Source organism: Pannonibacter sp. (assembly GCF_051860505.1).
GTDB lineage: Bacteria > Pseudomonadota > Alphaproteobacteria > Rhizobiales > Stappiaceae > Pannonibacter.
In genome coordinates this window covers 1-22,535 of sequence record NZ_JBHYDX010000021.1, presented here as the reverse complement: position 1 = coordinate 22,535, position 22,535 = coordinate 1, and the positions used below count along the sequence as shown (strand labels likewise).

At 61.1% G+C, this 22,535-nt stretch carries 25 protein-coding genes, 1 pseudogene and 1 riboswitch; of the genes and pseudogenes, 10 read left to right on the top strand and 16 right to left on the bottom strand.

Annotated elements, in window-relative coordinates; genetic code table 11:
* Positions 1-16: 16 nt before the first annotated feature.
* The 12 genes from ACTIFE_RS14960 to ACTIFE_RS14905 form a co-directional block, all read right to left on the bottom strand.
* Positions 17-928 carry an MBL fold metallo-hydrolase gene (locus tag ACTIFE_RS14960; RefSeq protein ID WP_439529958.1) on the bottom strand — a complete coding sequence of 304 codons (912 nt, stop codon included), beginning with the start codon at positions 926-928 and terminating at the stop codon, positions 17-19.
* A 62-nt stretch (positions 929-990) separates the two neighbouring features.
* A complete protein-coding gene (locus ACTIFE_RS14955) occupies positions 991-2,253 on the bottom strand; it encodes an FCSD flavin-binding domain-containing protein (RefSeq protein ID WP_439529957.1) in 1,263 nt (420 codons plus the stop codon).
* Between the two features lie 61 nt (positions 2,254-2,314).
* Positions 2,315-3,031, bottom strand: coding sequence for a c-type cytochrome (locus ACTIFE_RS14950; RefSeq protein WP_439529956.1), 717 nt, complete (start codon positions 3,029-3,031; stop codon positions 2,315-2,317).
* A 3-nt stretch (positions 3,032-3,034) separates the two neighbouring features.
* Positions 3,035-4,174, bottom strand: coding sequence for a c-type cytochrome (locus ACTIFE_RS14945; RefSeq protein WP_439529955.1), 1,140 nt, complete (start codon positions 4,172-4,174; stop codon positions 3,035-3,037).
* Positions 4,158-5,426, bottom strand: coding sequence for a sulfite dehydrogenase (gene soxC / locus ACTIFE_RS14940; RefSeq protein ID WP_439529954.1), 1,269 nt, complete (start codon positions 5,424-5,426; stop codon positions 4,158-4,160). Before soxC ends, ACTIFE_RS14945 begins: the two co-directional genes overlap by 17 nt.
* A gap of 22 nt (positions 5,427-5,448) precedes the next feature.
* The gene (gene soxB / locus ACTIFE_RS14935) at positions 5,449-7,140 is read right to left on the bottom strand and encodes a thiosulfohydrolase SoxB (protein ID WP_439529953.1); all 1,692 of its coding nucleotides are present in this window, start codon (positions 7,138-7,140) and stop codon (positions 5,449-5,451) included.
* A 123-nt stretch (positions 7,141-7,263) separates the two neighbouring features.
* Positions 7,264-8,133 (bottom strand): sulfur oxidation c-type cytochrome SoxA, encoded by an 870-nt coding sequence (gene soxA, locus ACTIFE_RS14930; RefSeq protein ID WP_439529952.1) that lies wholly within the window; start codon positions 8,131-8,133, stop codon positions 7,264-7,266.
* 35 nt (positions 8,134-8,168) lie between these two features.
* Entirely contained in the window at positions 8,169-8,498 is a 330-nt protein-coding gene (gene soxZ / locus ACTIFE_RS14925; RefSeq protein WP_439529951.1) for a thiosulfate oxidation carrier complex protein SoxZ, read from the bottom strand.
* Positions 8,499-8,514: 16 nt separating this feature from the next.
* Positions 8,515-8,934 (bottom strand): thiosulfate oxidation carrier protein SoxY, encoded by a 420-nt coding sequence (gene soxY, locus ACTIFE_RS14920; protein ID WP_439529950.1) that lies wholly within the window; start codon positions 8,932-8,934, stop codon positions 8,515-8,517.
* Positions 8,935-8,962: 28 nt separating this feature from the next.
* Positions 8,963-9,436: a sulfur oxidation c-type cytochrome SoxX gene (gene soxX / locus ACTIFE_RS14915; RefSeq protein WP_439529949.1), complete on the bottom strand. Its 474-nt coding sequence runs from the start codon at positions 9,434-9,436 to the stop codon at positions 8,963-8,965.
* A gap of 127 nt (positions 9,437-9,563) precedes the next feature.
* Positions 9,564-10,124 (bottom strand): thioredoxin family protein, encoded by a 561-nt coding sequence (locus ACTIFE_RS14910; protein WP_439529948.1) that lies wholly within the window; start codon positions 10,122-10,124, stop codon positions 9,564-9,566.
* Between the two features lie 15 nt (positions 10,125-10,139).
* Positions 10,140-10,877, bottom strand: coding sequence for a cytochrome c biogenesis CcdA family protein (locus tag ACTIFE_RS14905; protein ID WP_439529947.1), 738 nt, complete (start codon positions 10,875-10,877; stop codon positions 10,140-10,142).
* Positions 10,878-10,954: 77 nt separating this feature from the next.
* On the opposite strand from ACTIFE_RS14905, the gene ACTIFE_RS14900 reads away from it, so the two are divergent.
* From ACTIFE_RS14900 to ACTIFE_RS14855, 10 genes are all read left to right on the top strand, one after another.
* Positions 10,955-11,311 (top strand): hypothetical protein, encoded by a 357-nt coding sequence (locus ACTIFE_RS14900; RefSeq protein ID WP_439529946.1) that lies wholly within the window; start codon positions 10,955-10,957, stop codon positions 11,309-11,311.
* Positions 11,312-11,426: 115 nt separating this feature from the next.
* Positions 11,427-11,768: an ArsR/SmtB family transcription factor gene (locus ACTIFE_RS14895; protein WP_439529945.1), complete on the top strand. Its 342-nt coding sequence runs from the start codon at positions 11,427-11,429 to the stop codon at positions 11,766-11,768.
* A gap of 61 nt (positions 11,769-11,829) precedes the next feature.
* The gene (locus ACTIFE_RS14890) at positions 11,830-12,876 is read left to right on the top strand and encodes a YeeE/YedE family protein (protein ID WP_439529944.1); all 1,047 of its coding nucleotides are present in this window, start codon (positions 11,830-11,832) and stop codon (positions 12,874-12,876) included.
* A gap of 85 nt (positions 12,877-12,961) precedes the next feature.
* Positions 12,962-13,186, top strand: a riboswitch (cobalamin riboswitch).
* 254 nt (positions 13,187-13,440) lie between these two features.
* Positions 13,441-13,662, top strand: a complete 222-nt coding sequence (gene nrdH, locus ACTIFE_RS14885; protein ID WP_106752844.1) for a glutaredoxin-like protein NrdH — start codon at positions 13,441-13,443, stop codon at positions 13,660-13,662.
* A gap of 9 nt (positions 13,663-13,671) precedes the next feature.
* On the top strand, positions 13,672-14,070 hold the full coding sequence (gene nrdI / locus ACTIFE_RS14880; RefSeq protein ID WP_439529943.1) for a class Ib ribonucleoside-diphosphate reductase assembly flavoprotein NrdI: 399 nt from the start codon (positions 13,672-13,674) through the stop codon (positions 14,068-14,070).
* Positions 14,064-16,256 (top strand): class 1b ribonucleoside-diphosphate reductase subunit alpha, encoded by a 2,193-nt coding sequence (gene nrdE / locus ACTIFE_RS14875; RefSeq protein ID WP_439529942.1) that lies wholly within the window; start codon positions 14,064-14,066, stop codon positions 16,254-16,256. Before nrdI ends, nrdE begins: the two co-directional genes overlap by 7 nt.
* A 17-nt stretch (positions 16,257-16,273) precedes the next feature.
* Entirely contained in the window at positions 16,274-17,248 is a 975-nt protein-coding gene (gene nrdF / locus ACTIFE_RS14870; protein ID WP_439529941.1) for a class 1b ribonucleoside-diphosphate reductase subunit beta, read from the top strand.
* A gap of 262 nt (positions 17,249-17,510) precedes the next feature.
* Positions 17,511-18,719: a trans-sulfuration enzyme family protein gene (locus tag ACTIFE_RS14865; RefSeq protein ID WP_439529940.1), complete on the top strand. Its 1,209-nt coding sequence runs from the start codon at positions 17,511-17,513 to the stop codon at positions 18,717-18,719.
* A 30-nt stretch (positions 18,720-18,749) separates the two neighbouring features.
* Positions 18,750-19,094 (top strand): type II secretion system major pseudopilin GspG, encoded by a 345-nt coding sequence (gspG, locus tag ACTIFE_RS14860; protein WP_439530014.1) that lies wholly within the window; start codon positions 18,750-18,752, stop codon positions 19,092-19,094.
* 111 nt (positions 19,095-19,205) lie between these two features.
* Positions 19,206-19,382, top strand: a complete 177-nt coding sequence (locus ACTIFE_RS14855; protein ID WP_439529939.1) for a hypothetical protein — start codon at positions 19,206-19,208, stop codon at positions 19,380-19,382.
* Positions 19,383-20,372: 990 nt separating this feature from the next.
* Here ACTIFE_RS14855 and ACTIFE_RS14850 read toward each other — a convergent pair.
* The 4 genes and pseudogenes from ACTIFE_RS14850 to ACTIFE_RS14835 all read right to left on the bottom strand — a co-directional run.
* Positions 20,373-20,945, bottom strand: a complete 573-nt coding sequence (locus tag ACTIFE_RS14850) for a hypothetical protein (RefSeq protein WP_439529938.1) — start codon at positions 20,943-20,945, stop codon at positions 20,373-20,375.
* A gap of 500 nt (positions 20,946-21,445) precedes the next feature.
* Positions 21,446-21,580 (bottom strand): hypothetical protein, encoded by a 135-nt coding sequence (locus ACTIFE_RS14845; protein WP_439529937.1) that lies wholly within the window; start codon positions 21,578-21,580, stop codon positions 21,446-21,448.
* A 22-nt stretch (positions 21,581-21,602) separates the two neighbouring features.
* Positions 21,603-21,704: pseudogene (locus ACTIFE_RS14840) on the bottom strand (hypothetical protein); the annotation flags it as partial.
* A gap of 681 nt (positions 21,705-22,385) precedes the next feature.
* On the bottom strand, positions 22,386-22,535 hold a 150-nt coding region (locus ACTIFE_RS14835; RefSeq protein WP_439530013.1), incomplete at its 5' end, for a transposase.

Below are 22,535 nucleotides of genomic sequence, written 5' to 3'. Positions count from 1 at the left end.
GGTTGACCGCCTGTGGTCAGACCTGCGGTTCAAAGCGATAGGCGGCCCCGTCCTGGACGACGCGGCCAATGCCGCCCTCCGGCAGGTGGAAGCCGATGAGCCGGGTGTTCGCAGAGGCAAGCTGATCCATCAGTGCAAGGCGGGTTCGTGCCGCCAGCGCCGGATCCTGATCCGAGCTGGACAGGCTGCCGGGATAGGCAAAGGCCATGTGATGGTTGCCGATGGCATCGCCCACGACCAGCACCGGGCCTTCCGGCGTGTCGATCTCGAAGGCAAGGTGGCCGGGCGTATGCCCCGGTGTGAGCCGGGCGGTGACGCCGTCGACGGGCTTGTCGCCGTCGCCCAGCAGCTTGATGCTGTCCGCGATGACAGCGAGACGGCGCGCGGCACCAACTGCGAACGTGCTGCGCTCTGCGCCGATGCTGTTCACGGTCTCGGGATTGGTCCAGTAAGCGAATTCCTGTTCGCCCATCAGGAAGCTGGCACCCGGAAACAGCGGTTCATCGAACTCATCGAGCAGCCCCCACAGATGATCGGGATGGCCATGCGTGAACACCACGTGGGTGACATCCTCGACAGACAGGCCGAGCGTTCCGAGCGCTTCCGGCAGCCTGCCGGCCGTTGACTGGAAGTCCTGACCGGCTCCGACATCGAACAGAACGGTGTTGGTTCCGTCGCGCAGCAGGGTGACGTTGCAGGGCGGTGCAAGCGTGTCACCGGCGAGGTTGAACTGTGTCTTGAGCCTGTCCACATCGGTGGCAGGCAGTTCTGAGAAGATGAAGCCCTGGGGGAGAACCAGATTTCCGTCAGAAACCGTGTCGAGCGTGATGTTGCCTGCCTTCAGGGTCGTGGTCGCCCAGGTTCTCCAGGCGGGCAGCGACAGGCAGGACGCTGTGGCAGACAGGATGAAGTGGCGGCGGGTCAGCATCTGGAGCTCCGAAAAAGAATCCGGGCACCTTTGCGACGGTGCCCGGAAGTGGGGAGGAACGGTCAGCCGAACATGTCGGCGGTGATGCCCGCATACCAGCCGAGCGACTCCTCGTAGGTTGCCTTGCGCAGGGCGGCATCCTCGCCGGTCTGGCTGATGAAGCTCGTCACCGAGGCGATCTTTTCCGGCGTCGGCTCGTAGGACGCACCAACCTTGACGCCATCATCAGGCGCGATCAACGACCAGCAGGTGTTGGAGTATTTGGCCGGGAACACCTTCGAGCCAGTCAACTCGGCGCGGATGACCATCGAGGCGACCTTGGCCTGCGAGTTGGCCGAGAAGCCGGACTTGGGCATGTCGCCCTGGGCCGAACTGTCGCCCAGCACCCAGATATTCTTGTCCACCTTGGACTGCATCGTGGCGGGATCGACAGGCGCCCAGCCGGCATCATTGGTGACGCCCGCCACCTTGGCGATGGCGCCGGCCATCTGGGCCGGGATCACGTTGCAGACGTCGACCTTCTGGACTTCACCGTCAACGACGATTTCCATGGTCTTCGGCCGCACCTCGACCTTGTCGCCGCCGAATTCCGGTCCGATCCATTGGACCATGCCGTCATAGTGCTTTGCCCAGCCTTCCTCGAACAGGGCCTGCTTCGAGTACTTGTCCTTGGGGTCGACAATCAGGATCTTCGCGGTCGGGTTCTTCTGCGACAAGAGATGAGCCACCATGCTGATGCGCTCATAGGGTCCAGGAGGGCAACGATACGGGTTCGGCGGGGCAACCATTGCGAAGGTGCCGCCCGCTGGCATCGCCTCGATCATCTTTTTCAGCAACAGCGTCTGCGGGCCGGCCTTGTAGGCATGCGGCATGACCTCGGCATCGGTAACATTCCAGCCGGGCACGGCCCCGTCCTTAAAGTCGATCCCGGGCGACAAAACGAGCTTGTCGTAGGACAGCACCTGGCCGCCGGCCAGGGTGACGGTGCGGGCGTCTCTGTCGACGGCCGTTGCGCGGTCGTTGATGACAGTCACACCGCCACCCGCCAGCTTGTCGTAGCCATGCTGCAGGCTTTCGAAGTCCCGGAACCCGCCGATATAGAGGTTGGAAAAGAAACAGGTCGTGTAGATCGGATTGGCTTCGACCAGCGTGACGTCGATGGCGCCCTTGCTGTCCTTCGCGAGATAGCGGGCAGCCGTTGCGCCTCCGGCACCGCCTCCGATGATGACAACCTTCGGCTTTGCCTGACTGAACACCGTGGGCGCATAGAGCACCCCGGCTGCGGCCACACTCGATGCAAGAAAGCTTCTGCGATTCAGTGTCATGGGCTGTTCCTTCGGTATTTTGGCATCTCGGATGCGGTGTTGTCCGCATCTCGCCTTGTCATCACTCCAGTGTTGCGAAATAGGCAGCCAGCGCCGCGATTTCCTCGTCCGAGAGCCGGGTCGCCATCATCTGCATGACGGGATGGGGCCTGAGTTTCTGTTTGTAGGCATGCATGGCCGCGACAAAATCATCTTGCGGCCATTTGGTGATTGCGGGGATACCTTGATCTGACCCATCGCGCTGGTGGCAGGTGGTGCATTCCGAAGAGAGATACTCGCCATAAGCCGGATCCCCCTGGATGGCGAGGATGGCAGCATCAAGCACGGGCACGCTCGGTCGGGCCGTCGGCGAGGCTTCCGGTATATTTTGCGGCTTGTCAGACCAGGTCCGCAGATAAGCCATCAAGGCCGATCGGTCCTGCTGGTCCTTCATGCCGCGATAGCTCATCCGTGTCCCCGACACGAGGCTGCGCGGATTGGCCAGATAGGCGTCGAGGGTCTCGAATGTCCAGGTCAGACCGTCGCTTCCCATCCGCAGCATGCCCTTGGAATAGGAGAAACTCGCCAGGGATCCAGCTCGTCTGTCGAATAGACCATTCAATTGCGGGCCGACCCGATTAACCGCTCCCTCCCCGACCTGATGACAGGCGGCACAGTCCTTTTTGAACAGGCTTTCTCCATGCACCGGGTCGCCGATCTTGTCGGCAGCGGCGTTGGAGATGCAGGCCAACCAGACACCTGCAACGACCAGCCCAAGGCGTGAGCTTCGGTTCAGCATCGGCTAGGGTCCAATGCTTGCCAGGTAGGCAATCACCGCCGCGCGCTCGTCTTCCTTCTTGATCCCCGCAAAGGCCATCTTGTTCTTCGGCAGGAAGCCCTTGGGATCAGCGAGATATGCATCCAGCGTCGCTGCGTCCCAGACCATTCCGCCAGCGCCTGCATCCAAAAGCACCTTGGAATACTTGAAGCCGTCGACAGCGCCCGCCTTGGCTCCGATCACACCATTCAGCACAGGACCAGTGCCGTTCTTGGCGCCCTCGCCGACCTTGTGACAGGCGGCGCATTTCTTGAAGACGGTCTTGCCTTTGTCGATCAGGGCCGGATCGGCAGTAGCGACGGCGGCCGTTGCTGCCGGAGCTTCCGATGGCGCGACCGGAACTGGTGAAGCCGCCGCAACCTGTGTTTCCGCAGGAGGGGGAACAACAGCTGGCGCTTGCGCCCTGTTGGGCTGCGCTCCGATGGGCGGCAGGCTGCCGGCCGGGCGTCCGTCCGGGTCTTCCGGGGTGACGTTCAGCTCGATAGCCCGCTTGGTGACCTTCACCGGAGCCACGCAGTTGGACATGCAGGGCTCTTTGGTGAACAGCGGATACTCGGTCTGCGGCCGGTCGTCGGGATAGAAGCCGTCGGCATTCGGCAGCTTCACTTCGGTGAAATTCTCATGCGACAGGACAAAATCATCCTCGACGAGCCCGTTCGAATAGAGCAGGAACGCGGTGATCGCGTAGGTCTCATCGATTGAGACCGTCTGCGCGGCGCCAAAGGGCATCGACCGGTGGACGTAGTCCCAGACAGTCGAGAGATAAGGCCAGTAGCTGCCGATGGTCTTGACCGGGCGGCGGTCCGTCAGACTGCCCTCGCCGCCGGCCAGCACAGGCCAGCTGTCGAGACCCTCGGCGAACTCGCCATGGCACGCGGCGCATTTTTCGGCGAACACTTCCTCACCAGTTGCGACATCCCCCGATCCGGGCCGTAATCCTGTCCCGTCCGGCAGCACAGACAGGTCCCAGGCCGCGATTTCCTCCGGCAAGGCCTCGCGGCCGAGCCCCAGCTTGCCAGCGATGGCCGGGGTGACAAGGCTGCCGAGCATGAGGCCCGAGGCAACCAGCGCTGCGGTCAGGCGGAACTCAGGCAACTTCGACATTCTCGACCTCCCCGTCAGCCTTGACCCACCAGGTCTGGATGCCGTTGTTGTGATAGACGTTGTTCAGCCCCCGGATCTCGCGCAGCTCGTCCTTGGTCGGCTGGAGGTATCCGGTGTCATCGATGGCCCGAGACTGAAGCAGCATTTCCTCGCCGTTCCAGTTGATATCGAGGTGGAAACGGGTCAACGCCTTCGGCTTTGCATCACCCGATATGCGCGCCGGCTGCCAGTTCACGCCTCCGTCCAGCGAGACATCCACACGGGTGATACGTCCATTGCCGGACCAGGCGAGACCGGAAATGACCAACGCCCCCTTGCCATGGCGGATCGGTACCTGCGGCGAGGGCGAAGTGATGACGGACTTTGCGTCCATGACCCAGGTCCACTTGCGGGCCCGGCCGTCCGGCATCAGGTCGGTGTATTTCGAGGTCTCCTCGCGGCTTTCGACCGCCTGGTCGTAGACCGCGATGCGGCGCAGCCACTTGACCCACATGTTGCCCTCCCAGCCGGGAACAACCAGACGGGCCGGATAGCCATGTTCCTTGCGCAGCGCCTCGCCATTGGCGAAGAAGGCGACCATCACGTCATCCATGGCCTTTTCCAGCGGCATCGATCGGCCATTGGAGCTGGCGTCCGCGCCTTCGGCATAGACCCATTTGCCTTCCGGATTCACGCCCGCTTCCTCGAGCAGAAGCCGGAGCGGGACGCCGGTGTATTCCATGTTGTGGATCATGCCCTGGGTGTACTGGCAGCCTTCCAGCTGTGCCCCGCCCCACTCCATGCCGCCATTGGCAGCGCATTCGCAGAAGGCGGTGGTGACGCTGCGGGGAAAGCGCAGCAGATCCTCGAAGGTGAAGACGAGCGGCTTTTCGACCAGCCCGTTGATCATCAGCCGGAAGTCCTGCTTGCTCAGTTCGATCGCACCGGAGTGGTGCCGTTCAAAGGCACAGCCCTGTGGCGTGATCGTGCCTTCCAGCGCATGGATGGGCGTGAAGTTGATCGAGGAGACCGGGCTTTCCGTCAGCCATTCGACGTTGCGGCGGACGACGTGCGATTCAAACCGGATCGGCGAACCATACGGGGCGGCATCAACGGCATCGCCAAAGCTTGATGCCCAGTCCTGGACCTCAGTAATCTTCGGATCCGGTCCTGCGGCACGGGCGGACGCGGCACCAGCGACAAGTCCCGCTCCGGCGAGAGCCGTTGAGCGCAGAAAGCCGCGGCGCGATGGGCTGACAGGTTCGTCGGTCATGGCGAACTCTCCTTGGGTCGTCTCAGATGCCGGTCACGGTGACCGAAGTATTGGGTTTCAGCTGCACGGTGCCGATCTTGCGCACGTGGGTTTCGATCACGTCCCAAATCTGCGGCCCTTCCGTGCCTTCGTTGACACTCGCCCAGCCGGCCACGGTGTAGGTCTTGCCCGCCTCGATCGCCTCGCCGTTGTCGGCCAGGGCAATGTTCGAGATGCGTTCGCCAATTGGCTTGGACACATCAACCGCATAGGCAAGCCCGCCGACGCGCACCATGTCGCCGCCCTGCTGGTAATAGGGATCCGGATTGAAGATGTTGTCCGCAACGTCCTCGAGGATTGTCTTAATCGTTTCGCCAGACATCTCTGTGCGGTAGCAGGCGCCATAGGTCATCGACGTGACATTGTGGATGTCTTCCCGCGTGATGGCGTCGCCCGGCAGCAGCGTTGTGCCCCAGCGCACGCCGGGAGACATGGCAATCTGCGCGTCGCGCTCCGAGCGGATCGCATCACAGATCAGGTCGTCCCAAGAGCCGTTGAAGTTGCCGCGCCGATAGAGAAGGCTTTCGGTGGTGCCAATCTTCTCTTCCAGCTGCGCCTTGAAGGGCTCGCGCTCCTTATCGATCAGGGCCGCCATGTCGGCATCCGGCGTGATGACATCTGAGAAGATCGGGATAAGCTTGTGCAGGTATCCCATCATGCGGCCGTCGCGCACATCGAGGTCAATGCGGGAGACGAACTTGCCGTTCGATCCCGAGGCAATCAGGATGGTTTCGCCGATCAACACCGGCTCCGGTACCGCGTCATGGGTGTGGCCCGTCAGGACAACGTCGATGCCCTTGACCCGGCTTGCCATCTTGCGGTCGACATCGAAGCCGTTGTGCGACAGACAGACGACGAGATCGACGCCAGCCGCCCGGACCTCGTCGACCACTTCCTGCATGCGTTCCTCACGAATGCCGAAGGAGTATTCAGGGAACATCCATTTCGGATTGGCAATCGGCATGTAGGGGAACGCCTGCCCGATCACCGCGATCTTCACGCCGCCGCGTTCAAAGATCTTGTAGGGTTCGAACGCCGGTTCGTCCCACTCGGCATCAAAGATGTTCGCGCCGAGGAAGGGGAACGGCAACGTTTCGACGATTTCCTTCACCCGGTCCGTGCCGTAGGTCCATTCCCAGTGGCTGGTCATGGCCTCGACGCCCAGCGCGGCCATGACATTGACCATGTCCTGGCCCTTGGTCAGGAAGCTGGTCATGGACCCGTGCCAGGTGTCGCCGCCGTCCAGCAACAGGGCGTCAGGACGCGCGGCGCGGATGGATTTCACGACCGTCGCAACCCGGTCCATGCCGCCCATGCGCCCATAGCTGCGGGCCAGAGCGACGTAGTCGTCATAGGTCAGCGCGTAGGCATCGGCCGACCCTTTGGCGATGCCGAACTTCGACAGGAAGTCCGTTCCCGTCAGATGCGGCACGACGCCCTTTGCCTCACCGACACCGATATTGATCTCCGGTTCGCGGAACCAGATCGGCCTCAGCTGGGCATGAATGTCGGTGACATGGATGAGCGTCACATTGCCGAAGTCATCGAAACGCAGGAGATCGTCCTGTGTCAGCGTCTGCTGCGCGGCAAGGCGCGACCAGGAACCAAACGCATCGGTTCCTGTGATCGCGGCGAGGGCCATGGAGGCCTGCAGGAATTCTCGGCGGGTGATCATCCTGATCTCCGGGTTTGCGGACATGGCTCGACCGTCGCGCCGCAGCACGTTTGCCAATGCCTGCATCAATCAATCGGTGCTTGGTGACAGCGGCCGCATCTGCGGCCGCTGGACTTGCCTTCGTCAGTGCCGGACCGAAACGCCCTCGACAGACAGCCCGTTGCCGCGCGAAGCGACATAAAGCTCAAGCGCCTTGAACTCGTCGGACCCAGCCTTGAAGGTCTCGGCTCTCGTATCGCGGACGCATCCGACAAAGCGCTGCTGCGCGCTCAACATACCGGCATCCTTGAGGCGATAGGTCGGGAACCCGTTGACCTGCCCCTGAGACAGATGATCGGCACGGATCATCTTGCCGTAGTTGTCCTCGTGACAGTTTGCGCAGGACATCTCTAGCTGACCATAACGGGTGTAGTAGATTTCCTTGCCCTTTTCCCAATAGGACTGCGCCGGACCGTCGATGGCGATGTTCACGACATGACCACGGGACTGCATGGAAATGAGGCTGAGCATGTCCTTCATCTTGTCGGATGTCATGCCCCAGGCCTCAAGGCCCATGCGCTCTGTCACGCAGCCATTGATATAGTCCTCGACAAGCATCAGTTTTCCGGACTTGTCATCGACCCGCGGCGTCACGGCGCGAAGACCCGCCATGGTTTCCGGCCCCTGGTGACAACCAGCGCAGGACTCGCCGTTCTTGCCCATGACCTGGTTCCAGGCATCCACTCCCCGATCGACGAAAACCATGGCCGGATTGTCGAAATCATCCTTCTGGAGATCGCGGGTTTCGGTTTCGCGGAAAAGCCACCCAGAGTAGATGGTGTCCATGGTCCCCTTGAGATGCTGAGGGGCTGGAGCTGTCGTCACGAACTCCATGACGCCTTCCTCCGTCTCGACAGTCAGCTTGTCTTCGACAGGATCTGCCAAGGCGGAGCCGAGGACTGTCAGCCCAAGAACGGCCGTCGCGGCCAGTAAAGTGATCTTGCGCGGCTGCATAAGCTCTCCTCCCAGAGTTCTGTGGCGCGTCGCGATCAGGCGATGGCGATCGGTTTTGCGTCTTCGTAAACCGCACCGTCGTCATCATACCAGGTGAACTTGAACTCACCGGCTGCCGCAACCTTGGCGTCGAATTCAAAATAGGGGTTGGTCGAAACTGCCGGCTCGATTGTCACATCGACGATATTCTCGCCGTTCAGATCGCAGGTGAACCGGTTGATGATCGACCGCGGGATGAGCTTGCCATCCTTGTCCTTGCGCTGGCCGGATTCCATGGTGTGGCTGATCAGTGCCTTGATCGTCACCACTTCGCCAGCCTTGGCCGACTTCGGGACCTTTACGCGGGGCTTTGCATCTTTTGCCATTTTGCTTCTCCTTGCGTCAGCCGCCACAGCCGCCGATGGTGACCTTGACCGTTGCCTGTGCCTGCCGGACCGAGCCGTCCGCCATCTTGGCCAGAGCGATGACATCCTGCGTCTTTGCCAGCCGGATACGTGTCGCAGCCCGATGCGAACCGGCGGCGGGACCGAATTTGAAGGTCGCAACCGAAGGCTCGGGGTTCCCGGCAGCCAGGAGCATCACGGCAACAGCACCCGGGGCGTCGAACTCGATCGGCACGGTGTTGCCGTTTTCCGCAATTTCGGGCGCCGTCAGCGTAATGCCGCCGGCCTGTGGAGCCGCACCACCGGCGAAGGCTGCCGTCAGTTCCTCAACCTTGGCCGCGAGGGCTGCGCCGGGCAGCGCAATCGCCACCAGTCCACCAAGCCCGAACAACAGTGCGTCACGTCTTGAGAGTTCCATCTTCATCTCCATGCGACCGGGCCGGGCCTCAGTCCTTCAGAGTCATCAGGTAGGCGACGACATCTTCGATTTGTTGCGCCGTCAGGACTGGCGGCAACTCGCCGCTGGCGGCTTTGCCAGAGTAGCCATCGCCCGGGCGAATGAAGCCGTCGGTCTTGTAGAAGGCAGGCATGAAGCTGCCCTCGAAGGTCATTTTGGCGTTGGCAACAATCCCGCGCAGTTCCGGTTCGGAGTAGCGGTCGGCGACGCCGTCCAGCGGGGGGGCAATTGTGCCGGGGAACTGCACATCGGGCAGGGCCTCGATCATGTGGCAGGCGACGCAATTTCCCAGCGCATTGGTCGTCATGACCTTCACACCGTTTTTCGGATCCCCGGGAACACCCGACAGGGATGCCGCAATCGCACCGCCGTCAAAGATGAGGTCCTTGGGCGCTGTTTCTGACATGGCAGGCATCACTGTGACCATAGCCACAGCTGCCGCCAGCATTAGCCGACGTGTCATGCTCTCCTCCCAGAGTGCTTCCTCATTACAACGATAGACCCAATTTCATCCTTCATGCAATATAAGAATATGTATTTTTGAATATTTTAATTTATAAGCATTATCAGATACTTGCTCCTAAGCCCCGCTACGGCTGGCTGTTGACCCGGCCTGCGAGAAATTTCTGGAAGTGTTCGCCGTTGTCATAGCCGTGGTCCTTGACCCAGGTCAGCAGAGCTTCCGTCGTGCCCTTGCCGAACGCACCGGGCATCTGAGCAACTGCGGCCTTGCTAACGGAGATGCCGGGTCCGACCTGTTCCGGCAGGAAGATCAATGTCGGCGTGAACATCACGCCCCAGCGGGTTGCCATGGCCTTTTCCGGCAGCACCGTCCCATCGAGATCAGTGACTTCGACATCACCGAAGAGATTGATCTGAACGACGAAATAGTGATCCCGGATCAAGCTGTCGATGGCCGGGTCCACCAGCACTTCCTCATGCATCTTGGTGCAATAGATGCAGCCCCGTTGTTCGATCATGATCAGCAGGCGTTTCGATTGCGCGGTGGCTTCGGCAAGATCCTCCCGCAGATCCTTGAACGTTTCGCGCAGCCAGTCCGGCTTGTGCAAACCGTCATCGCCCAACGGCGCAGCACCACTTGAAAGGCCACTGAACAAGATGGCCGCAAACACGATCAAAATGCGTCTCATGGTGTCTCTCCTTGGTCAAAGAACGGTGGCAGACCAATCAAAATTCCGGATCATCCATTCAGCGATGAGATTGACGCTATTGGTTGCGATCAAGAGGCCGAAGATGATGAGCATCACGCCCATGGCTTTCTCGATATGGCGCATGGCCTGCCGGTGGCGGCTGAAGAAACCCAGGAACGGTCCGGCGAACATGGCCGCGATCACGAAGGGAACTGTCATGGCAACGCCATAGACCAACAGCAAGGCCCCTCCGCGCCAGACTTCGCCCATGCCGCTTGCAACAAACAGGATTGCCGCGAGCGCCGGGCCGACACAGGGCGTCCAACCGAAGCCGAACGCAAGCCCCAGCACATAGGAGCCGGCCAGGGATGTCGCGGCCGCATTGCTTTGCAGCCTGGCCTCCCGGTAAAGCAGCCCGATCCGCAGCACGCCGAGAAAATGCAAACCGAACAAGACAAGCACCGCACCGGCCACCCAGCTCAACACCTCTTTCCACTGCAGAAACAGCCCGCCCAGAGCGGTTGCCCCCATGCCGAGCAGGACAAAGATCGTCGTGACACCACAAGCGAAGGCGATGGCCTGAAGCACAAGCCGGCGGCGCGCGCCCCTTCTCACTTCCCCATCGCCTGCAATCTCGTTGATCGACTGCCCGGCCATGTAGGACAGATAGAAGGGCACCATCGGCAGGACACAGGGAGACAGGAACGACAGGAGGCCGGCAATTGCCGCCCCTCCAAAACTGACTTCAAGCATGCGCCCCTCCCTGAGCTCGCTTGCGCCCTTTATTTTAATACATTAGGATATTCCTATGTAAGTATAGGCCTGTCAACATGCTCCGCATCCTTCTCGGTTTGATCCTGCTCGTGGGCTTGTTGCGCCCGGCACACGCCGAGGGGTTGGAACTGCTGATGTTCGAACAACCAGGCTGCGTTTACTGCCTGCGCTGGCATGAAGAGATCGGACCGAAATTCGCACTCACCGATGAGGGCAAAGCTGCCCCGCTGCGCCTTCTGCAACTGCAATCTCCCCTGCCTGAGGGTATTCACCTCGCCTCACGGCCTGCTTTCACTCCGACTTTCGTCCTTGTTCGCGGCGGGCAGGAGATGGGACGGATCGAAGGATACCCTGGCGAAGATTTCTTCTGGCCGATGCTGGCAGAACTGATCGAAAAGGCGAAGGTGCCATAACACTAGCGGCCGGCAAGCCGCAGCAACCAAAACTTCTACAGGGAAACTGCGGGGTTTGCGTTGCAGGTGCGAAGCTGACGTTTTATCTAGGGCGCTCAAGCATCGGGGTCGCCACGTGTCCGCAGTCGAGGAAAACATTGATGGCCGGTCGCCGTCATCCGAACTTTCCGGACTGGTCGAGCAGTCGAACGAGGCTGCTGCCTTTCTGAAGGCGATGGGCCACGATGGACGCCTGACCATACTCGCCCATCTTTCAAGTGGCCCCAAGAGTGTCACCGAGCTTGAAAACCTGCTGTCATCGCGTCAGGCTGTCGTCAGCCAGCAACTCGCACGCCTCCGGCTCGAGGGGATGGTAAGTGCGCGGCGCGACGGACAAACGATCTACTACTCGCTGCTGGACCCTCGGGTCGGCGCGATGATCGAAGTCCTCGCGAAACTGTTCGGCAGGCAGGCCTGAGACCTGCCGGAGAACCGGTTACCCACTGGGCCGATGCGCGACTGGACGGGAGGAGAACAACATGGATGCCATGCCTTATGGCCTCCTCGCAGCCCTGATTGGCCTGGCCGGCGGAACCGTGCTGGGACTTGCCGGGCGGCTCGGAAATTTCTGTACGGTTTCTGCACTCGAGATGGCCGTCTACGGCAAGGATGCGCGCAAGCTTCGGCTGTGGGGAATCGTTCTCGGCGTCGCTGTTCTGGCAACGCAATTCGCTGCCCTCGCCGGCTACGTCCATCTTGAGATGACATTCTACCACGAGCTGGTCTGGAACCCGGTAGCCTCGATCGTCGGCGGTCTGATGTTCGGCTATGGCATGGCCATGTCCGGCAATTGCGGTTTTGGCGCCCTCACCCGGATGGGTGGCGGCGACATTCGCGCCCTGGTCATTGTCGTGGTCATCGCCATTGCCGCCTACGTCACCCTATCGGGTCCGCTGGCGCCCCTGCGCATCGCGTTGTTTCCGCAGGAAGACGCCCTCGGCCCTCAAGGCATACTGCACGACCTGCAAACCCATGCCGGTCTGCCGCCCGCGCTGGTCATTTCCGTCATTGCCAGCGGCCTCGGTTTCTGGGGCTTGTCCTACGGCCCTTTGCGCCGCGAACCGCATATGCTGTTCTGGGGCATTGCAGCCGGTCTTGCTGTCGCCGGTTGCCTTGCGGGAACTTCCTGGCTCTCAGACACTAGCCTTGGTGCAATCGACGTCGAAGGTCCGTCCTTCACCGCTCCGGTGGGCAGGGCGCTGCTGTTCCTCATGACATCCACGGCAGGCGGAATCTCCTTCTCGGTCGGTATCGTTGTGGGCGTGATCCTTGGCGGATTTATTGGCTCAATGGTGCGGGGCCTGTTCCAGTGGGAGGCGTGTGAAGATCCCCGCGAACTGGGCCGCGCCATTGTCGGAGCCATGCTGATGGGCGTCGGCGGTGTTGTTGCCATGGGCTGCTCCGTCGGACAGGGCGTCACCGCGTTCGCCACCCTGTCCTGGTCCGGGCCTGTCACGCTCCTGGCCATCAGCGCCGGCTGCCTTCTTGGGCTGCGGCAACTGATTGGCGGCTATCAGGTTGAATGAGCCTGCTGATTGGTTCAGCGCTCCTGCTCAGTGCCTCCTACACGCCATACCTTTAGCACCTATTGACGCTAAGCGGATTTGAACTACTATATGTAGCGTTCAAGGTTCCGTCGATTCGAGTGGATCGACGGCTAAGATGGGAATGCGGAACGCGGGGCTGCAAAGCCTTGCCAAGCCGCAGCTGCCCCCGCAACTGTGAACGGCGAGCGTATACCCGAACCGCGCCACTGGCTTCCTCAAGAAGCCGGGAAGGCTGGGTACAGCGTGATGACCCGTGAGCCAGGAGACCTGCCTTGAGCGAAACGTCCACCGGCGGGGTGACCGGTAGGGGGCATGTCTGGCGCGTCCGGCTCACGCCGGCCGCCTGCTTCCCCGGTTCCCTGCAATTGTGCTTCGGGGTGAAGTCATGTTGATCAGTTCGATGTTCCAGTTTCCGCCTGGGCGGCCAAGCCGCAATGCGTGACCCGGGCTGCCTGCCTCAGGCTGCCTGATCCCAATTCCCTATCAAAGCCGACTGCGGACGCCGTGCTGCACCCTGTCGGCTTGCCTTTCGAAAGCCATGTCATGACCGTCACCGTCTACAGCAAGCCCGCCTGCGTCCAGTGCAACGCCACCACCCGTGCGCTGGAGCGCCAGGGCATCACCTACACCCTGGTCGACATTTCCGAAGACGCGGAGGCCTATGACCTCGTCACGGGCCTCGGCTACCGCCAGGTTCCGGTGGTGATCGCCGGGGAACAGCACTGGGCCGGGTTCCGTCCCGACCTGATCGGCGGACTTGCCTGAGGCACAGCGATGAGCGGGCTCGTCTATTTCTCCAGCACCTCGGAAAATACGCGCCGCTTTGTCGAAAAGCTTGGCCAGGACGCGCTGCGCCTGCCGGTGGATGCCGCCGCACCGGCTCCGCTTGCGACCCGGCCCTTCGTGCTGGTCACCCCAACCTATGGCGGTGGTACGTCCAAGGGAGCTGTGCCCAAGCCCGTGATCCGCTTTCTCAATGACGAGCGGAACCGCGCACTGATCCGCGGCGTCATCGCCGCGGGAAACACCAATTTCGGCGCGGCCTACGGGCTCGCCGGCGACATCATCGCGGCCAAATGCCAGGTGCCGTTCCTCTACCGCTTCGAGCTGCTCGGCACGGCGGAGGATGTCGCGAATGTCAGCCAGGGACTGGAACGGTTTTGGACATGCTAGACACGCCCTCACTCTTGGAAGCGGATGACGCAGCCGCGCAGCCCCTCACGGCCGACCGCAAGGGCCGGCCCGTCGAGGAGCTGGACTATCACGCGCTCAACGCGATGCTGAACCTCTATGATGCGAACGGCCGGATCCAGCTCGACAAGGACCGGGAAGCGGCGCGGCAGTATTTCCTCACCCATGTGAACCAGAACACCGTCTTCTTCCACAACCTCAAGGAGAAGCTCGATTATCTGGTGACCGAAGGATACTACGAGCCCGAGGTTCTGGCGCAGTATTCCTTCGCGTTCGTCCGCGACCTTTTCGATGCTGCCTATGACAGGAAGTTCCGCTTCCCGACCTTCCTCGGCGCGTTCAAATATTACACCAGCTACACGCTGAAGACCTTCGACGGGAAGCGCTACCTGGAGCGCTACGAGGACCGTGTCTGCATGGTGGCGCTGACGCTGGCGCGCGGCGACGAGCAGCTGGCCCGTGATCTGATGGACGAGATCATTTCCGGCCGCTTCCAGCCGGCGACGCCGACTTTCCTCAACGCCGGCAAGAAGCAGCGCGGCGAACTGGTGTCCTGCTTCCTGCTCAGGGTCGAGGACAACATGGAGTCCATCGGCCGGTCGATCAACTCCGCCCTGCAGCTGTCCAAGCGCGGCGGCGGCGTCGCCCTCAGCCTGACCAACATTCGTGAGGCCGGTGCGCCGATCAAGCAGATCGAGAACCAGTCGTCCGGCGTCATCCCGGTGATGAAACTGCTGGAAGACAGCTTCTCCTATGCCAACCAGCTTGGCGCACGCCAGGGCGCCGGCGCGGTCTATCTCAACGCGCACCACCCGGACATCCTGCGGTTCCTCGACACCAAGCGGGAGAACGCGGACGAGAAGATCCGCATCAAGACGCTGTCGCTCGGCGTTGTCGTGCCGGACATCACGTTCGAACTCGCGAAGAACAACGAGGACATGTACCTGTTCTCGCCGCATGACATCGAGCGGGTCTATGGCGTTCCCTTCACCGAGATATCGGTGACGGAAAAGTACCGCGAGATGGTGGAGGACAAGCGGATCCGCAAGTCCAAGATCAAGGCGCGCGAGTTCTTCCAGATCATAGCCGAGATCCAGTTCGAGAGCGGCTATCCCTACCTGATGTTCGAGGACACGGTGAACCGGGCCAACCCGATCGCCGGACGTATCTCGATGAGCAACCTGTGCTCGGAAATCCTGCAGGTCAGCGAGGAAAGCCGCTTCAACGAGGACCTGTCCTATGCCCATCTCGGCAAGGACATTTCCTGCAACCTTGGTTCGCTGAACATCGCCAAGACGATGGACAGCGCCAACTTCGGCAAGACCATCGAGACCTCGATCCGTGCGCTGACGGCCGTGTCGGAGATGAGCAACATCGCCTCCGTGCCGTCGGTCGCCAAGGGCAACGAGGACAGCCACGCCATCGGCCTTGGCCAGATGAACCTGCACGGCTATCTCGCCCGCGAGCGCATCCACTACGGCTCCGAGGAAGGCGTCGACTTCACCAACATTTATTTCTACACGGTGACCTATCACGCCATCCGGGCGTCGAACCGGCTCGCGGTGGAAAAGGGGCGCAGCTTCAAGGGCTTTGAGGCCTCGAAATATGCTTCTGGTGCCTATTTCGACAAGTACACGGATCAGGCCTGGACGCCGAAGACATCGAAGGTGGCGCAGCTCTTTGCCGATCCCGGCATTCCTATCCCGACCCAGGATGATTGGCGGGCGCTGAAGGCCGCCGTGATGACTGGCGGGCTCTATAACCAGAACCTCCAGGCCGTGCCACCGACCGGATCGATCTCCTACATCAATCACTCGACCTCCTCGATCCATCCGATCGTGTCGAAGATCGAGATCCGCAAGGAAGGCAAGATCGGCCGCGTCTATTATCCGGCAGCCTACATGAGCAATGACAACCTGGACTATTACCAGGATGCCTATGAAATCGGCCCGGAGAAGATCATCGACACCTATGCGGCGGCAACGCAGCATGTGGATCAGGGCCTGTCCCTGACCCTGTTCTTCCGCGACACCGCGACGACGCGCGACATCAACCGGGCGCAGATCTACGCCTGGAAGAAGGGCATCAAGACCATCTACTACATCCGCCTGCGCCAGATGGCGCTGGAAGGCACGCAGGTCGAAGGCTGCGTGTCCTGCACGCTGTGAACCGGGGAAAAGGCACCATGAACATGCATATCAAGCCCGCCTCCCGCGTGCGCGCCATCAACTGGAACCGGCTTGAGGACGACAAGGACCTCGAGGTCTGGAACCGTCTGACGGGGAATTTCTGGCTGCCGGAAAAGGTGCCGCTGTCCAACGACATTCCGTCCTGGGCGACGCTCCGGTCGGAGGAACAACGCCTGACCATCCGCGTCTTCACCGGCCTGACCCTGCTGGACACCATCCAGAACGGGGTTGGAGCGGTGAAGCTGATGGCGGATGCCGTGACCCAGCACGAGGAAGCGGTCCTGTCGAACATCTCCTTCATGGAAGCGGTTCATGCGCGCTCCTATTCCTCGATCTTCTCCACGCTCTGCATGACGTCCGACGTGGACGAGGCCTATCGCTGGTCCGAGGAAAACGAGTTCCTGCAGAAGAAGTCGGCGCTGATCATGGAGCAGTATGACAGCGGCGATCCCTTGAAGAAAAAAGTTGCCTCCGTCTTCCTGGAAAGCTTCCTGTTCTATTCCGGCTTCTATCTGCCGATGTACTGGTCGAGCCGGGCCAAGCTGACCAACACGGCCGACCTGATCCGCCTCATCATCCGCGATGAAGCCGTGCACGGCTACTACATCGGCTACAAGTTCCAGCGCGCGCTGGACCGCGAGCCGGAGGCGCGGCGTCAGGAGATCAAGGACTTCGCCTTTGACCTGCTGCTGGAGCTTTACGACAACGAGGCCCGCTACACGGAAGATCTCTATGACGGGGCCGGCCTGACCGAGGACGTGAAGAAGTTCCTGCATTATAACGCCAACAAGGCGCTGATGAACCTCGGCTATGAGGCCCTGTTCCCGGCCGAGGCCTGCAAGGTGAACCCGGCGATCCTCTCCGCGCTCTCGCCCAACGCCGACGAGAACCACGACTTCTTCTCCGGCTCCGGCTCGTCCTATGTCATCGGCAAGGCGGTCGCGACCGAAGACGAAGACTGGGACTTCTGATTGATTTCGCCGGCGGATCAGGGGCCCTGGTCCGCCGGCTGGCAGAGCTGGATCCACCACAGGATCGACCAGCAAGATCCTTCGGTCGCCGAACAAGACTGAAACAACGGTCAGGGATGTAAACAGGCCAAAATAGTCGCCTGTCAAATGCCCCTCTGGCGCTCTTTCCTGGCCGGGAGAACCCGGAGATTCGGATAGAGCCAATCTTACGATTGGACGGAACGCTGAACCCCGTGTCCTATGGGCCGGTCAGGAGATACCCATGCAGGACACCACCCGTTGCCTCCATCATCCGCAAGCGGAAACCGACGGGTTTCGCGCGCTTGCTGTGCCCGTCTATCGCGCCTCCACCATCGTCTTCCCGGATGCGGCCACGTTTGCGGCGCGCGGCGATCTGGCCCCTGAGGGCTACACCTACGGCCTGCATGGCACGCCCACGACGCGCATGCTGGAACGCAGCCTCAGCGACCTGCACGGCGGCGCCTGGACATTTCTGACGCCCTCCGGACAGGCCGCCGTGGTTCTGGCCATGCTGGCGGTGCTGTCGGCTGGCGACACGGTGCTGATTGCCGATACGGTCTACCCGCCGGTCCGCCAGTTCGCCGATCTCGATCTTGTGCGGATGGGCGTGACGGTGCGCTACTTCGATCCGCTGTCGCCTGAGGATGTGGCCCGGCAGATCGACGCCCGCACGCGGCTTGTCTGGTGCGAATCCCCCGGGTCCAACACGATGGAGGTGATGGATCTGCCGGCCATCACCGCGATCGCGCACCAGCATGGCGCCCTCGTCGGCTGCGACAACACATGGGCGACCGCGCTCAACTTCAAGCCGCTGCGGCATGGCGTTGACCTTGTGGCAGAAGCCCTGACCAAGTTCCATGGCGGGCATGCCGATCTTCTGATGGGCGCGCTGACCTTGCGCGACAAGGCGCTGATCCTGCCGCTGCGCAATCTGATCGGCAGGCTCGGCAGCGGCGTGTCGCCGGATGATGCAGCACTTGTCCTGCGCGGCATGGAAACGATGCCGCTGCGGCTGGCCCATGCCAGCGCCGTGGCCCTGCGGCTGGCGACGCGTCTTGCGGGCTTTCCTGCCGTTCATCGCGTACTGCATCCGGCGCTGCCTGGCAGTCCGGGCCACGAGGTGTGGCTGCGTGACTTCACCGGCTCCAGCCCGCTGTTCAGTGTCGAGTTCACCCCTGACGCCACACCGCATATCGATGCGGCCCTCAGCGGGCTACAGACCTTTGCCATCGGTGCCTCCTGGGGCGGAACCCGAAGCCTGCTGGCCCCGCAACCCACCACCGGCACCCGGACCGCGCGGCCCTGGCAGGGGGCCCACCAGATCCTGCGGTTCAGCATCGGGCTGGAAGCGGAGGAAGATCTCACGCGGGACATTGACCGCTTTCTGGACAAGCTGACGGCAGCCAGCGCGGATGTGCGCGGGGATAGGAGCGGTGAAGACTTGAGATAAGTGTGACCCGATGACAGTAGACAGGGATTCATCGTCGGAATTGTCGGGCCGCGCGCGGCCACCTTTCTTGGCAAGTCCAAGGAAAAGGCGGCCGGACTGCAGATGAAAAGCATCCAGAGCTCGCTCGAGCTCTTCTATGTCGACACGGGCAATTACCCGAGCGAGGCCGCCGGCCTTGCCGCCCTCGTCACTGCACCCTCCGGCGTCAAGAGCTGGGCCGGGCCCTACATCGATGATCCGCAAGCCCTGCAGGATCCCTGGGGCCGGCCCTACATCTACAAGGTCCCCGGCCAGACGCGCCCTTACGAGATCTCCACCCTCGGCCGCGACGGCCGCGACGGCGGATCCGGCGAGGACGGCGATATCAAATACTGACAAGCCAGGCAGCCCAGCACCCACGCAGCCATAGCGCCATGAAATGACGTCGCCAATCTGGGTGTCACGAAGCCTGTACAAGCCATTGACAGCCGCCAGGAATGGCTGGCGGTGGGTGAGGAGCTTGAGGGGTGGCGGCTGGTTGGCGTGGCAGCGGACCATGTCCGGCTGGCATTGTCCGGGCCGGACCAGAGCGCCGAGGCGACGGTGATGCTCTATCCGCCGGAGGCAGCAAAAGACGACGAGAGCGGTATTGCGCCGGCACCGGAGAGCAGTCCACGGCCTTGAGCAGCGTCGCATCAGGTCGAGGCATTGCAGTCTTTACCGCGGCCGGTGCGGTGCTTGGCGAGCTGTCTTTGGCGAGTAAGGTTCAGAACGATCAAGGGCCCGCAGCAACGCCATGACCGCGCGGGTGGCGTAATGCTTTAGCCCGTGGATCCTGAGCATCCGAACGCTCCAGCTGGTCTTAGCGTTTCCGAACAGAAGCCTTTAGAGATGTCCGGGGATAGAGTGCTGCCCCCTGGGCGCATCACAGGTGGCGGGCAAGTGTCCGTGGCTGCGGGAGGGCTTGGCGCTGCGCACGGCCGAGTTCGACGTCATGGTGTCCGCCGCGCCAGACGTATGTTTCGGGGGTGAAGCTCTGTCAGACGTCGGCGCTGTCCTGGTTGGGCGGGCTGCGTCAGCCGGTTTACCGTGTCGTGGTCATAGCCCAGGTGCCATAGAGCCGGTTCGATGGGCCAGTTCAATGTGAACGGGGTGATCAGCCCCCCAAAACGCGGCAAGATCGTTGCGGGTGCAGCTCTCCGGGAACAGCGACGCCCCACCCGTTCCAGCATTGGGCCCTGTCGTGACGATGCCCATGCCTTGACTTGGCAGCCACAGCCGGTTGCCGTCATAGCTGCGGGTCTCGATGACCCGGTTGGCAGAGGTGGTGACCAGCGGCTGGCCGCTGGCATGACAGGTGCCAGAAAATGGATAGGGGGTTGATCAGGCCCGGCACGGCGCTCAGCCGACCGAAGCCGTCATACGGGTAGCCCACCACCCCCGGCGTTGCGTTCGTGCCCGAGGACTGGGTCGAGGCCTGGGTTGTCGACTGGCCAGAGGCCTGACCAGAGGACGGAGGCGACACCTGCGCCTGCGCCGGCGCGAGCCCAAGCGCCACGCTCTGCACCAGATACACCGCCGACAGCGCCGCAACGCCAGCACGGCGAAGGCAGCTGATGTTAAGAAAGTTAACGATCAGAGTTTGAATAGTTCCGCTATAAGCAATTTCCAAACTTAACCGTATACTTCACGCATACGATCTTGGAATAAAACATATTCATCTGGCGCAAACTCAATTGAAACCAACCCATCTAACGCTTCATCAAGTGTGTGAATCGGAAAAACACCACTTAATTTACTATAAAAAGCAAGAAATTCATCTTCAGACAATGAGCATTGAAATATACATAGTCCAGTAAAACGTTCACCCCAACATACCCATTCCCCCGAACTTCCGCCCCAAGCAATTACATCACCACGATAGCCCACAGCATCCGCACAATTTTTTTCTGGAAATTTAAACATAGTCTCCGTATATTCTTCCGGCGTCCCGTGACACGGAAAGCAGAACTCAGCCTTTAATCCGAAATTTTTCATATAATACGTGTAATAGTCAGGATCTATACATCGCACAAAAATATACTCCTCACCGTAAAATTTAGAAATACTAGAGAAAAAATTCCACGCCTCTTCGCCAAACGACCAGGGAAATTCAAAGAAGAAATACCCTCCTTTCTTGTCCGTGAATACCTGATCTGGCAAACGACCACCGGTCAGCATCTCAGTTGGGAACTTAAATTTTTGCATTTAATTCACCTCAAATCTGATCTTAACATCTACCCTTGAGCTTCCAGCCCGATAGAAGTCTGCCGTTGTGCCTCAAGTACTTCTCGCCTCCTCACGAATAAAGTATCTTGCGCCATTCTTCTCAAAGTTGATCCCATTCCCATCGCGGGAAACAGTCTCTCTCCATCCGTTTGTTCGAAGGTTACTCTTAAATTCATGTGAACTTATATCAGTAGATCTGTTCTCAAAGCGACTTCTCCGATCTGTAGCCCGCTCATACTTGCTGTGGGGCCAATTATCATCATCGTCTGGACCACCAGGTGAACCACCTGCGGCATTGCCCAAGCCGCGCCTTCCCTGCGAACCTACGCTCTGCGGTTGGTTCCCTGCCTCTTCATTCAGATGCTGAACCCCGGCAGTCCCGATCGCAAGCCCTGTTCCGAACCCGAGGGCGCCCCAAGCCCAAGCACCAAGCTCAATTCCGCCAAGCACCGCCGGGGCAAACGCAACTTTTTGTTCGCCTACTCGAACGGTGCTTCCGCGTCGGTCTCCGCCGGTTCCTCCGCCGACAGAACCTCTCCAATTGGCTTTTCCGCCCCCACTTCCGCTATAGTTGGAAGGCCCGACCAGCGCGCCAGGATTGTCGAGAGCGTCATAGGCCTTGTTCCCACTCGGATCCTTGAACAGGATTGGATTATTCGCCGCATAGGCATACCTGTTTGTTCCGACGCCGGGTTTGGTTGGATCGAACCAGTCTGGTGAGACGAAGCGGGCGAGGATGGGGTTCCCCGGTCAGGCCGGGGACAGGCTCCGTAGCGGGCGCTCAAGGTAGGTGAGGCCGGTTTCCGGGTCGTCGCGCCTGGTCAGGGCGCTTCTGCGCCCTGACCACAACAGAGAGTTGGCCCGCAAAGCGGGCCGGCGATCCAGCCATTGGATTCACGCGGCAGGTTCGCCGCTTGGCTCGCAGCTCCGAGCGCTGGCCATAGGGGCGGTAATGGTTCTCCGCGATAACCGCGCCGCTGCCGTCCGTCATCAGCCGGATCGAGGCCAGGTGATCGCCTTGCAGCCAGTTGAGCGTTCCGTCCACCTCGCGCACGCCCGCGTGCGCCTGCGCGGCTTACGCGCAAAACAGGGAAGCCCGGATCTTGCGCCCCTCCGGCGTGATCTCCTCGTCTGCGCCGAGGTACAGCGTAGCCAGATTACCATTTGGGCCGCCGCTGACCTTCTTCAGCCGCGCGCCGTCCGGACCTGAGGCAAAAGGTCATCGTCGTGCCGGCGCGGGTCACCAATCCTAAATATGGGCACCGGCCGGTCGAGCCCGTCATAGGTCATCGTCCGCCCGCCGCCCGCGGTCATGTTGCCCAGAAAGTGGACATGGCGCGTCGTAGGTGTAGCTCTGGCTGCCGGCCTCACGTCACCGCATGCGGGCGCAGCAATGTCTATGCCGACTAGGCTTCAGACTCATAACCAGTAGCATACGGTTGCCGCGAGGCAGATGGACGAGAGAAAGTTCCTGGCATTTCGGTCATAGCGAGTTGCGATCCTGCGGAATTCCTTCAGCCTTCCGAACATGCGCTCGATGACGTTTCTGCCCTTGTAAAGGTATGGCGA